We start from the raw sequence: 11,347 nt of genomic DNA, 5'->3' as shown, positions 1-11,347 counted from the left end.
GAGGTAGACCGAGATAAAAGAATCGCATGGAAATAATTATTTACCATGCGCCGCGTCCATCATCCTGGCCCACATTCCCAGGATATTTGCCTGTTCTTCCCAGGTCTGTTCTTCTTTCGCTGTTTGCCGTTGTGCTTCACGCTGAGGCATAAAGTCCTCAGGCTCGAAAGGCTTGCGCTGTTTTTTAGGATCGCGATTAACGTTAGCGATAGTGCTTGCTATCATGCCGGACCGCCAATCCTCGGTCTCTGCACCCCAGGGTTCTAGTTCGAAAAAGGCCATCCACTCGGAGAGCTCCCGGCTATCAATCCTGGCCAGGAGCTCTCTTACCGTCATACCCAAGGCCAAAGCTAGTCGAAAGTAAAATCTTCGCTCTGGCCTTCTTCCGAGTTTCCCGACAGTTCCTCCATATCCTCAGAGGATAGACCGGATAACCTTTGCGCTACCTCGAACACGCGGTCGAGTGCCGCTGCGGATTTTTTGCCTAAAAGCTCAGCGTCTTTATCAGAAAAAAGCCGCTTACCGTCAGCGTCGACGACAGTAAGCGCTACCAGCTTTGCTCGGATATTACGCAGATTCATGCGGGTACTTTTGCCCCGCTGCTCAACGATAGACTGCTCGAACGCGTCTCTCTCCGCTCCGGTAAGAGCACGGACTCGGACAGCGCCACCCCATTCTTCGACTTCGATATCTTCTGTGGGTAGGTCCTCTGCCTGCAAGATCGCATCTCTTGTGAGTAGCTTCAAGGCCTTACCTCCTTATTTTTCGTCTCCGATTTCGACTTCTTCAATCTCTTCAAAATCACCATCAACTATAACTTCGGTCGGATAAAACACAATACAGGCCCGGTTTGCCTCGCCTGCCGATAAATTAACCTTGACTTCGCAGACGTGTTTAAGTTCTCTGCCGTCTAGAAAAACTTGGGCAGTACCGTCTAGACGCCCGGGTAACGCTTTTTCGGGCACGACAATTTTAAGCCGCATGGTCTATTTATCTCCTTAACTTGTAATTTCACCGAATTCATAAACACCTGTTAATAACAAGGTCACTTCGGCCTGCAACACGTCGTCAGCGCTAACCTCTTGAGGTTGATAGGCAGTGCAGTAAGCGGTAAATGTCCAACCATAATCGTTAGGCAGTTTGATTCTATATTGCCGCGCTTCACCGCCTAAAAAGTCCTCTTCCAGGTCCGTATGCCCCGTGTTCGTAGGATCAAAATTCAACGTTAGCGATACTTCGCCGGGGTCAATTAATCCAACTAGCTTTTTGCGAACTTCTCCGGGAGGATTCAGATCATCAACGTCTATAGTGTCGCGTTCTGGCTGAGGAGGCGTAATCGACGCAACTTGCGCAATCTCTTCAAAACCTCCAATTGTCGAGCCTTCACGATAAAACTTAGTTTTTAGCCCTGTGATTTCAGGCATTTAAATTCACTCCTTGTAAATAATTGTAATATCAACGTGGTGGTAAATTTCACCTATTTCCTCTTGCTCAACCTGCCGATCATTGTCTACGGTAGCCGTAATCGTTTGGAGCTTCGCGGCCATGGAGCCGGAGAAGCCTTCAACCGCATTGTCAACAGCTCTGACGGCTACCTCTGCCTGGGTTTGGGTATCCGCTATCGCGGTAACCTGCAGCCGGACTCGTTTAAAAGCAGTGCCGCCCAGGTCGCGGCTCGGTATCCGGCTAATCTGGGGCTGGATCAAAATCAGCGGCTTTTCTGCCCCCGCAGGAGCTCGCCGCTGATAAATCCTTTCGCCTATTGCCGCTTGCACCCCGGGATCATTCTTGAGGTGCGCGTATAGGGCCTGACGAGGTTCAATCCCCATATAGCTTCAGCCTCCCTCGCAGCTCGGACTCAAACACCCTGTATGCCTCCTCGGTTTTAGCATCGAACGCAGGCCGGATGAAGGGATGCGGAGGAACGTCGCCCACTTTCTCGCCTTTAACCACGATGGCATGTCCATCCTCGACAAGCGCGCCATACCAGCCCTTTTTGCCAGGGCCTACGTGTACCTCAACCCGGTTTTTTGTTTGCTTCTTGACCTCTTTTTGAATATCGCCTGCCAAGACGCCGGTTTTTCGCGGTGCCCTGTCTTCTACCTCGGCCCGGATTACTTCTGCGCCGGCAAGGGCTGACTCGCGCATATGCTTGCGGGCTGTTTCTTCGGCTATCATCTGCAGCTTACGGGCCAGCCTATCACCACCTTCGACCTTCATGCGGACTCTCACGTATGCTTCACCGCCCGAAGCTTAATCCACATGCCGTCGTCATCGAGGTAGTCAACTTGCCGAATGTCGTAGATCTCGCCTGCGTAGAATAGCCGGTGCGTATCCGTTTTAAGTTCGTCTAAGAATGCCGCGTAGCGAAGGGTAAACTCAACGGTCTGCTCTTCGCCTACCGCCAGGGCTGCATAGTAATCGCGCCCCCAGAGGCTGCTCCGTTCTGCCCACATAGCCCGCCAGTCAGCCCAGGTTGTTGTTGTGTCACCGTATTCATCTGTAACTGTTTCCTTGCGTTGAATTACAACCTTACGCCGGCAGACTCGCGCAAGGTCTTTCATGACTTCGGCTTTAGGCTTCATCCTCATCTACCTCCGCAAGCGGAGCTTTGACGCCTACCTGCAGTTGCAAGCGCAATATCTCCTGCTGAAAGTTTTCCTCGAAATATTCTGAAGCGTTGCTATAAACATAGCGGCAATAGTCGAAGAGCAGGGAGCGGGATAGGCCTTCTGTTTCGAAGTCGAGTTCTGCGCCTACTAACTCCTCGAGGTACGTTTTCCCTCGGTCAATAATCTCTTGAATGTGAGTATCCTCATCGTCCCAGGTTATTTTTAGGTAGTCTTTGATTGCCTGCAGCATAGTGCACCATCTATCCCTTCTTTTCTACCTGCTCTACTAGCTTGCCGTGTCCTGCGTTGTTGATCTCCTCATACCTGCTCCTGCTGATAAATAAGTAAGTCCCCGCCTCGTGCAGGGACTTACTGTATTTATTGCGAAACGTGCGAAGCACTTTTACCTTTATCTTTTTGCTGCTCATTTAGATCGGTCCCTATGCGTCAATATCGGGTTGAAGATCTTCGATATTAGCAACAATAACCTCAGGCAGAGGGGATTCAAGGTCGCTGATGTCTAGAAGCAGGAAGCAGTTATTGTCCAGGGGCCGCCCTGTGCCGTAGAGCTTGATAAGGTAGGTGCGTTCGTCTTCAAGGAATTGATACTCGTCAGAGTACTCTATGCGGCCACCTTCACCAATTCCCATTGCCATAAAGTAACGCTCCGGGAGGCCAAGAATAACCTTGTTTTGTGCAACCCACGCCGACTGGACAACTTTTGTTGGAAAGGGAAAGATATCCGTTACATATGTCCCGTCATCGCGGCGGCGGTGAATAGTCGCCGGCATGACCTTGTTAAAATAATCAACCGGGTTGCAAATCAGGGTAACTGACGTCACGGGCCGGTAGAGATTGTTGGGACCAGTTGCTAGCTGCGCAATGAGCCCGCCGTAGGTTTTGGGCCGGAAGTCCGTAACCGGAATTGCTGTTTTGGAGGCGTAGCCTGTCGTTAGGTTGTAGTTAGTAAGGTCGCAGACCATACCGATCGGCTCGTAAATGCGATCGTCGGGATCTGTCGCGGCTTCGGCAATGCCTTTGCCGTTAATGATGCCGTTTTCAAGGCCGTTCGCGATAGCCTCGGCCAGGATGGTCCGGACATAGCGGTCTAGCCATGCAGGGCCTAAATCTAACATAGCCTTGCAAACAGGCAGCCATGCAGACAGCTTAGTTTGCTCAAGGCTTAAATAGGCAAACTGTGCGCTAAGCTCCTTTTTGATCTCACCACATAGCGGCCCCCACCAAGCCAGATGCCGATTGTCCATTGTGCTATATAGATATTTAATTAGCGCACCGGCATTTTCAAAGCGAATCTCTGATAAAAGCGGGTGCTCCTCGGTGATATCCTCGAACACGGCATCAATGATTGTTTCGGGAAGCACGGCGTCAAAACCCGTAAGCGCCTGCTTCGGATTAGCGGATTTCATCGCGCCTATTACTTTCTGATAATATTCGGTCTCTCGTGAGGTCAACACTCGTACACCGCGGCCGGACAGAATCTGATTGTCAGCCGTCTGCAACATGCCTTTTGCTTCTGCCAGGACTGCTTGCTGCAACAGGTCGGTGTACTCGATAAATGCTTCCGCAAATTCCTCCTCGTTGCCTTCCTGCATAGCTTCGTTAATCTTAGTCACAGCGTCCTCTTTCTGCTGTGACATCTTGTCAAGATTAAGCATTTGTTTCTCTCCTCTCTGCGGCAAGTAGTGCCGCAAGTAATTTTTTAGGCTTGTTTTGCTTAAGAATCGATTCAGGTTCTGGTTCCGATTCAACAACGGTTTCGGATGTTTCGGGGATTTCGGGCTCTGTTTTAGATTCAGGTGCGGAAGAAAGTTCTATTACGGGCCCGGCGGGTTGCTGCACTTCGAGTATCGCGACATTGTTGGTGGCCTTGTCTTGCGGCGTAACAAGGGTATATTGCCCGCCTGTCGTTTCCCATAGGACGATTACCGGTGCCGGCCCCCTGGGTGCGGGCTCTTGCTGTTTGCTGTTTTGAGACTGCCGCTCTAAAATCATGCCGATCAACTGCTTGCGCAGATTCAGGCTCGCAGCTGCCTTATCAGTTACCGCCGGCTCTACTATCTCCGTTGCAAAGCCCATTTCAAGGGCTTGCTCCGGTGCGATCCATGTTTCGGCGTCCATCATTGCGCGGAGTTCTTCCTCGGAGATATTGACATGGTCCATGTATGCATTGATGCCAGCCTTGTTAATAATCTCCAGATCGTCGGCGTCTTTTCGCAGTTCGCCCGGATCGCCCATTGTAACCATCCACGCATTGTGAATCATCAGAAGCGACGCATTCGACATTATCCGTTCATCGCCGGCCATAAACACTACGGATGCGGCAGAACAAGCAAACCCATCGCAGTAGGTTTTTACTTTTGCTTTGTGCCGGCACAGTGCATTATAAATTGCCAAGCCCTCTGCAACTTCGCCGCCGTAAGAATTAATAAAGACATTGATTGTCTCAATGTCCCCGGGCAGCTCCTCGATCTCTTTTGCGAGAGTGTAGCTGCTGACATCGCTTTCTAGCCATTCCCAGGATACGATGTCGCCGTAAATGTAAACGCTTGCCTCTTTATTCTCCGCAGTTAGCGAATAGTATTTTCTGCCTTTGATATTCGCCACCTCCTTTTGCATTCTAAATTATTGAGAGACAGAACTGTCATCACCTCCTGAAAAAAACTGCTCAACTGGCTCATAGTTTTTTGTCATCCAGCGCGCCGTGCTCCATTCGGTGCCCAGCGGCTCCATACCAAGGGTTTTTAGAATGTCGTCGATAGAGTAACCGCCTATGCGGAGCAGGGTTTCAAGTGCGCCGGCAATATCTTTTAGGTCATGCGCCCGGATCATTGATGTGTTGATCCGCATATAGGTACGCTCAAGGACCGCTTTCTTTTTGTAATATTTGCGATTAATTTCATCGTGAATAACTTCGGCCAGAGGGTTTATGCAAAAGGTTAACAAGTTGTCCATCGCCTTTTCTGTATCCGCTACGTCGCCCTTGATAAGCTGCGGCGGGACTTGAAAAGCGATACAAACAAAATCTATGATGTCGTCAATAAAGGCCCGGATCTGCGCGTTATCTGCGCCGCCCTTGACACCTATATTAGAGGGCAGTTCGTTATACTTTAGTCCTCCGGTTAGGGGTAAAACCGCAGGGCCTTCCGCTTCAAAGAAGGCCTTAAATTTTCTCTCGAATAGGTCTCTAAGCTCTTGTTGCGCCTTCTCGGTAGTCGGCCAATTCGTCGGTACTTCGACCGTTCCGCGCCGGCTGTGATTTCTCTTGTAGTTGACCTGCGCCGCGGCAATAAGCTTCCCGTAACTGTTATATAGTCCTTCGATAACATCCGCAATTCTTTCGTTGTGTAGTTCAAAATGAAAGACCTCGGATTCTGTGTAGCTGCGGCTTAAGGCAAAGTCGTCAACAATAACGTTGCGATAGATATATTCCTTAAAAGCGTAACGATCTACGCTAAAATTATCAGCTACATAAATATGTTCATCCTGCCAAACAACCAAGCATTCGTTATTATAGACCATTTTTGAAACTACATCGCGCCAAAACTTGCTCGCACTTTTGTTAGGGTTAGGCTCGACATTAAAAAGATAATAGCTGTCCTTCCGGACCTCCTCACCTTTTTCAAAGGTTTGAAATTCTGCCCGCGAAAGCACACCGGCGATCAAGTTAATGCAAGCCTGCACCGCTAGTTCTTTGAAATAAATTTCTGTCGCTATTTCGCCAACAATAGTGCTTATGTCTAAAGTCTTTGTGTTTCGGTCAAACAAGCTTAAAAACCAGTCCCATACCGCCACGCCTATACCTCCCTTAATAGGTGTAAACACCTAAACTCATAACATCTTCCGCAGGCCAATCAAGCTCGCTGTCTTTAGACAGGGCATGAATCAAAGCAAAAAACCCGTCTGTTTTGCGGGTCTTAGGTTCAATCTTTAAATATGTCGTGTTGCCCTTCGCATCCATTTCCTGACAAGTGTTATTTGTGTACCAGCGCATCGTGGGGTTGTCCCCGAACACTAAAGTCTCTTCGGCAAACGATTGCTCAACCAGGGGGGCCACTTTCGCATGAGTAGCCGGACCGCTTCTAACTTCTGTAAGCGGCAAGCCCTTCTGCTTAAATTCCGATTCCAGAAGGGCGGCCCTGTAGCTGTCGCAAACGATATCAATAATGTGATATCTCTCGGCTTGCTTTAAAAACCAGCTCGAGATGTCGCCTGCGCTTATGTTGGGCCGGTTGATAATAGTCACAAGCCCACGGTCTGCCATCTCCCGTACCGGGAATTTTATCGGCCGGCTTTCAACCTTCAGTGCCAGGTGGCAAACAAAGCTGTGCTCTATCCAGTAGCGCTTGCCTTTATACTTAAAAAGCAGACCGCAGCTAGCAAAGTCCGTTGTCCTGGCGTAGTCAATCGCTCCGATGCACTGCAGTCCTTCAAGTTCTTCGAAGGGTATAGGCTGGTTGGTAGCAAGAATTTTCTCCCAGGGTGCTACGACGATAAAGCTATCTTGCGCCGGCAGGTTCATGCGCTTAGTCATAAAATCGATGGCCAAGTGTGGCAAATATTTTGACTTAGCGTAAACGTTTTTCATCTCTTTTTGCAATTCCGGAAAGTATTCCAGAGACGGATTCGCCTTCGGCCAATTAGCAGGATCTTCGGCTTCTTCCTTGCTGTCCAACCGGTAGATCAACGGCAAGAAGCCAATATCTTTTATTTCTCCGGATAGCACTTGTTTCGATAAGTCTAAAAGTTCATCAAGCACGCCGCCTCGCACATAACCTTGAGTCGTGATATAAAACGTGCGGGAATGTTTCCGTTTGCCAAAACCTGATGTAAATACTTTTATCATGTCCCAGTCCTCGTACTCGTGAACCTCGTCGAATATAAGGCAGCCTGTTCTCTTGCTATCTTTGGTGCGCGCGTTGCTGGTGTTGTATTTGATATAGCTTTTAGTTTTTAGGTTTACGATCTGCTGCTTCGTTTTATAAAAAAACCTCTTAGACTTATCCCAGGTGCGCTCAAGAACTTCGTAAATATCTTCAAAGCTTGTTTTTGCTTGATCTTCAGCATTAGCGATAATGTCAATGTTGTATCCCTTAACGCCGTGATAATGCGTTGTGAGATACCATGCCACAGGCGAAATAAACCCGTTTTTGCCGTTGCCCCGGCCCATCATGATAAAATATTCATCATAAACTACGGTATCCTGAGATCGGTAATAGCAATGTATTAAGGCTAAAACTAAAAGCTCCCAGTCCAGGAGCTCGTATTCAAAATAACGCTCTATCAATTCGACGGCTTTATCTATTTTTTTGTGATCGATAAATACGTCGGGATCATTTAATTTAAGCTCAATCAGATCCATAGCTTGCTTTAAGTCTCCGCAGGCCGGAATCGCACCGGATCTGACGCCGTCGATATAGCTGTCAATGTAGGGGTGATAATCTCTGTGCCGCCTCTGCATCTACATGGTCACCACCTCCGGGTTACATTTCGTCGTCATCAGGATCGGATTCTGGCTCAAGGTTCGTAGCCTTTAGCCCTAGCTCGCTTAATATCTTTAGCATCTGCGCATTGGTTTTGTTAAGCTCGGCAATCGAGTCATTTTTTTTATAGCCCCATTGGTCCTTGCCATGCTGGTACTTGACGGTGACGCCGCGTTTCTTAATGTCCTTAATCAGTTTGTTTTTAATATCATGCAGGGCCATGTAGTCATGCACCAGGTCGAGGTACTGCGTGCCGTATACGCCCTGTCTTTCTAACTGATCGATGAGGTCCTGCTTGATTTGTGTTTTGCTAGGCTTTTTAGGAGCTGTCAATGTCTCACCTTCTTATTTACACGTTCACGTAAGGTATTTGCTAAATATGTTTTGTGCGGTCCCCCGCCCGGTCCTCCGGGCCTGTGCGATTTTTGTTTTTTGAACCCGGGGGGGGTATTACCATCTTTCCGGCGTAATATATTCTTTCTTCTCGCGCTTGGCTGTTCTAAACTTTTCAGGATGCAGCCGGTTGTGGCACTCCTCGCACACTGTCATAAGGTTGTCGGCTTCAAGCGCAAGGTCTGGCCTGTCCTCTAGGTGCTTGATGTGATGCACAACATTGCCCTTGCTAAAACTGCCGCGTCGCTTGCACTCTTGACACTCGTTGTTGTCCCGCTCAAGCACCTGCTCCCGCACCCTCAACCATGCCGCACTCTTGTAAAGCTCCCGGGCTTCAGCTGCCCGGAAGTGCTTGTCGATTACTTGATCCCAGACAGCGACATCTCGGCCGTCAGGATCATCCCGCAGCCGCCGTCTGGCTGTCGCTTCGTCTACTTGCAGCTCAATGTATTTAACATCAATGCCCGATAGCGCCTGCCTCAGCCTGGGCCGAATCGTAGTCACGATGATCCACGCGGCGTCTAACTTGTCTTCGTGCCGCAGCCGGTTTATAATCAGGTCCCGGATGTCTAACACATAGCCGATTAGATTGTCATTATGCTGATGAACGGGAAGGCCGCTCAGTGCAGACATTATCAAGTCGAAGTCAAACACGATGTCGTTAGGGCCTTTGCGCTCTTGTACATATGTGCTCTTACCGCTAAGTGGCGGCCCGTGCACTACATATACATTCACTGTTAAATTAATCTCCTAGTAGCTAGTACACAACAGGACCGCGCCCTGCTGGTAGACGCGGCCCTATGCGGGGTTGGGAATGTTTAACAAGATAAACTTGCTTAATAACATAATAGCACAGACAAACCGAACATAACGAACAAGCTTAAGCATCTACCCTAACGGCGATATATGTAGTCTATTACTATATCTACGACAAGGCTTGCAAACCCGCGAGATTCTAATTGATCATAAATAGCCTTATTGTTTTTATCGATTAGGTCCACAATCAACTCCGGTGTCAATTCACTCGTGCCGATCTCTTTTAACAGATCGCTTTTTGATAGTCCGATATCAAGCATGCTATCGCCCTCCTTTCGCCCCCACACTTCGATAAAAGAGCGTCCAGATCATCTTTTGCCCTCCAAAAATCTATCATGCATCATCCTCACACTGTCCCCCGTATTCCCGCCCCCAATATGTGCCGCTACCTGCTCCCACGTCAGGCCGTTCACATGCCGCAAGATAATTATTTGCCGGAGCAGGCTGTCATCTATCTCCTCGACAAATTCGTTTATCTCCACCACCAGATCCATCAGGTCGTCTAACCGGCGCTGGAGCCGCTCCTTTAGCCGCTTCATTTTCCGGCCATGCTCTTCGTGCGCAAAGCCGGTGATGTAAAAAGACTTCTCAGTGTAAGGATGCTCGGGGTCGGAGCCGCGCACTTTATCGGTGACGATCTCGCTCTCCAGGTTTGCGATCTGGTCTTGGAGCAGCTCGATCTCCCGTTTCAGATGCCGCAGTTGGCGCAGCTTGTCCTTATTCACTCGCCATCCCTCCCCGGCCTGGGCGGTGTCTCCATCAGCCGCCGCAAGTCCTCCCGTTCCGCGTCCTCATAATCGGAGGCGGCAAGGGTGATCGGGGCAGTGTGATAAGTAATTGCCTGATACAGCTCCGGATGCTTGTCCGCTATCAGCTCGCCTAAAGTCGCCAACGGGCGGACCGTCCGGGTGATGTGTTTATATTTCATCTTGCCGCCTCCTGTAATTTCATGCCGTCTCCCTCTTAGCCTGCAGCATCTCCGCTATCGTCACGTGCAGCCGCTGCTCCTTGACATAGGTTTCATACAGCTGTTCGTTTAACTCGTTTTCACCCGCGATAGCGTTTATAATCATTCGGTAAATGAGCGCAGTCGCAGTCATACCTCACCCTCCTTGTTTATCAAAGCCCTGCAAGCCGCACGTTGCTTCTCCCTCAGGGCATCCTTCCCCTATCTTGCAAGCCGGACCGGCGTTTTTAAACAGCACTGGGGCTACCTTGCGCACCTCTTCAAGCATCATCCCGGCAAGGCTCCGTATCTCCCATTGAGCTTTTTGGCAGCCGCGCACCCGGAAAAAGTGTAATAGACTACGCGCATTCATAGTCATGACCAGGCTCGTTTCACAGGCGTTAGGCAAGATATACCGGGCATCTTCGCGCGGCACTGCCGCACAAAGCGATGCGTAGGCTTGCCGAACTGCCCCAATCTGCGCATAGTAGATGTTTCTTGCTGCCGGGCTCTTTTCTATCGAGGGAGGCGTAACCCATTTAAATGCTTTTTCATCGACGTATCGCTGTGATTTCTGGGAGTAAGAGGCAATCCGATGGCGAACTAGCTGGTGTGACAAGGCCCTGCTTACGCCGTCTATGGCAAAGGTAAAGGACGCATGTTCAAGCGGAGATTCGTGTCCTTTTTGTATTAGCATTTCGGTAAGACTTTCAACCTTCTCTTCCGAAATTTCCTCAGCTATCTCGCTCGCCGATATTGAAGAATAGCACAGCCTTGCTGCCGTGGCGACAGTCTTCTCCGGATTGGGTGTCCATGTAATCAACCTAATATCCATCGTTATTTTTCTCTCCCCATACTTTTATTTCAGTGTAGGGATGCCAGGAACCTCGGTCGCATCCCCTCGCTCGTTCCAGTCGGCCCGGCTCTTCCCCCGGTTCAGTTTCGGCGATCGCGGTAGCCTCGGGCGAGATGGTGCTCCGCACGTCGTCCGGGTTATCAAGGCTACCGTTATATAGTTTCTTTTTCTTTTCCGCATGTTTTACGCCGCATAGGATATGCGCGTAGTCGGCGATCTTTTT

General features: G+C 49.6%; 21 protein-coding genes. All 21 read right to left on the bottom strand.

Features of this window, described 5'->3' with window-relative positions:
* Positions 1-36 precede the first annotated feature (36 nt).
* Positions 37-282: a DUF4035 domain-containing protein gene (locus Q7P41_RS08330; RefSeq protein WP_303883421.1), complete on the bottom strand. Its 246-nt coding sequence runs from the start codon at positions 280-282 to the stop codon at positions 37-39.
* Between the two features lie 68 nt (positions 283-350).
* Positions 351-746, bottom strand: coding sequence for a hypothetical protein (locus Q7P41_RS08325; protein WP_303883420.1), 396 nt, complete (start codon positions 744-746; stop codon positions 351-353).
* 12 nt (positions 747-758) lie between these two features.
* Positions 759-983 carry a hypothetical protein gene (locus Q7P41_RS08320; RefSeq protein ID WP_303883419.1) on the bottom strand — a complete coding sequence of 75 codons (225 nt, stop codon included), beginning with the start codon at positions 981-983 and terminating at the stop codon, positions 759-761.
* A gap of 15 nt (positions 984-998) precedes the next feature.
* The gene (locus Q7P41_RS08315) at positions 999-1,424 is read right to left on the bottom strand and encodes a phage tail tube protein (RefSeq protein ID WP_303883418.1); all 426 of its coding nucleotides are present in this window, start codon (positions 1,422-1,424) and stop codon (positions 999-1,001) included.
* A 6-nt stretch (positions 1,425-1,430) separates the two neighbouring features.
* On the bottom strand, positions 1,431-1,829 hold the full coding sequence (locus tag Q7P41_RS08310; protein WP_303883416.1) for a DUF3168 domain-containing protein: 399 nt from the start codon (positions 1,827-1,829) through the stop codon (positions 1,431-1,433).
* Positions 1,819-2,232: an HK97-gp10 family putative phage morphogenesis protein gene (locus Q7P41_RS08305; RefSeq protein ID WP_303883414.1), complete on the bottom strand. Its 414-nt coding sequence runs from the start codon at positions 2,230-2,232 to the stop codon at positions 1,819-1,821. The genes Q7P41_RS08310 and Q7P41_RS08305 overlap by 11 nt, the downstream gene beginning before the upstream one ends.
* Positions 2,229-2,585, bottom strand: a complete 357-nt coding sequence (locus Q7P41_RS08300; RefSeq protein ID WP_303883412.1) for a phage head closure protein — start codon at positions 2,583-2,585, stop codon at positions 2,229-2,231. Before Q7P41_RS08300 ends, Q7P41_RS08305 begins: the two co-directional genes overlap by 4 nt.
* Complete coding sequence (locus tag Q7P41_RS08295) at positions 2,575-2,862, bottom strand: head-tail connector protein (RefSeq protein WP_303883410.1); 288 nt, start codon at positions 2,860-2,862, stop codon at positions 2,575-2,577. The genes Q7P41_RS08300 and Q7P41_RS08295 overlap by 11 nt, the downstream gene beginning before the upstream one ends.
* A gap of 10 nt (positions 2,863-2,872) precedes the next feature.
* A complete protein-coding gene (locus Q7P41_RS08290; RefSeq protein ID WP_303883408.1) occupies positions 2,873-3,040 on the bottom strand; it encodes a hypothetical protein in 168 nt (55 codons plus the stop codon).
* A gap of 12 nt (positions 3,041-3,052) precedes the next feature.
* The gene (locus Q7P41_RS08285; protein ID WP_303883406.1) at positions 3,053-4,288 is read right to left on the bottom strand and encodes a phage major capsid protein; all 1,236 of its coding nucleotides are present in this window, start codon (positions 4,286-4,288) and stop codon (positions 3,053-3,055) included.
* Positions 4,281-5,237, bottom strand: coding sequence for a head maturation protease, ClpP-related (locus Q7P41_RS08280; protein WP_303883404.1), 957 nt, complete (start codon positions 5,235-5,237; stop codon positions 4,281-4,283). The genes Q7P41_RS08285 and Q7P41_RS08280 overlap by 8 nt, the downstream gene beginning before the upstream one ends.
* Positions 5,238-5,255: 18 nt before the next feature.
* Positions 5,256-6,425 (bottom strand): phage portal protein, encoded by a 1,170-nt coding sequence (locus Q7P41_RS08275; RefSeq protein ID WP_303883402.1) that lies wholly within the window; start codon positions 6,423-6,425, stop codon positions 5,256-5,258.
* A gap of 13 nt (positions 6,426-6,438) precedes the next feature.
* Entirely contained in the window at positions 6,439-8,091 is a 1,653-nt protein-coding gene (locus Q7P41_RS08270; RefSeq protein ID WP_303883400.1) for a terminase TerL endonuclease subunit, read from the bottom strand.
* Positions 8,092-8,113: 22 nt separating this feature from the next.
* A complete protein-coding gene (locus Q7P41_RS08265; RefSeq protein ID WP_303883398.1) occupies positions 8,114-8,446 on the bottom strand; it encodes a P27 family phage terminase small subunit in 333 nt (110 codons plus the stop codon).
* Between the two features lie 117 nt (positions 8,447-8,563).
* A complete protein-coding gene (locus Q7P41_RS08260; protein WP_303883396.1) occupies positions 8,564-9,241 on the bottom strand; it encodes an HNH endonuclease in 678 nt (225 codons plus the stop codon).
* 158 nt (positions 9,242-9,399) lie between these two features.
* The gene (locus Q7P41_RS08255) at positions 9,400-9,582 is read right to left on the bottom strand and encodes a hypothetical protein (protein WP_303883395.1); all 183 of its coding nucleotides are present in this window, start codon (positions 9,580-9,582) and stop codon (positions 9,400-9,402) included.
* 48 nt (positions 9,583-9,630) lie between these two features.
* Positions 9,631-10,047: a hypothetical protein gene (locus tag Q7P41_RS08250; RefSeq protein WP_303883394.1), complete on the bottom strand. Its 417-nt coding sequence runs from the start codon at positions 10,045-10,047 to the stop codon at positions 9,631-9,633.
* Positions 10,044-10,250, bottom strand: a complete 207-nt coding sequence (locus tag Q7P41_RS08245; RefSeq protein ID WP_303883393.1) for a hypothetical protein — start codon at positions 10,248-10,250, stop codon at positions 10,044-10,046. The genes Q7P41_RS08250 and Q7P41_RS08245 overlap by 4 nt, the downstream gene beginning before the upstream one ends.
* Positions 10,251-10,269: 19 nt before the next feature.
* Positions 10,270-10,422 (bottom strand): hypothetical protein, encoded by a 153-nt coding sequence (locus Q7P41_RS08240; protein WP_303883391.1) that lies wholly within the window; start codon positions 10,420-10,422, stop codon positions 10,270-10,272.
* A gap of 3 nt (positions 10,423-10,425) precedes the next feature.
* The gene (gene thyX, locus Q7P41_RS08235) at positions 10,426-11,103 is read right to left on the bottom strand and encodes an FAD-dependent thymidylate synthase (protein ID WP_303883389.1); all 678 of its coding nucleotides are present in this window, start codon (positions 11,101-11,103) and stop codon (positions 10,426-10,428) included.
* Positions 11,093-11,347 (bottom strand): hypothetical protein (locus Q7P41_RS08230; protein WP_303883388.1); only part of this gene is annotated, 255 nt, incomplete at its 5' end. The genes thyX and Q7P41_RS08230, both read right to left, overlap by 11 nt.

The sequence above is a fragment of the Acetomicrobium mobile genome (assembly GCF_937920065.1).
This window is presented reverse-complemented; position numbering and strand designations above follow the sequence as displayed.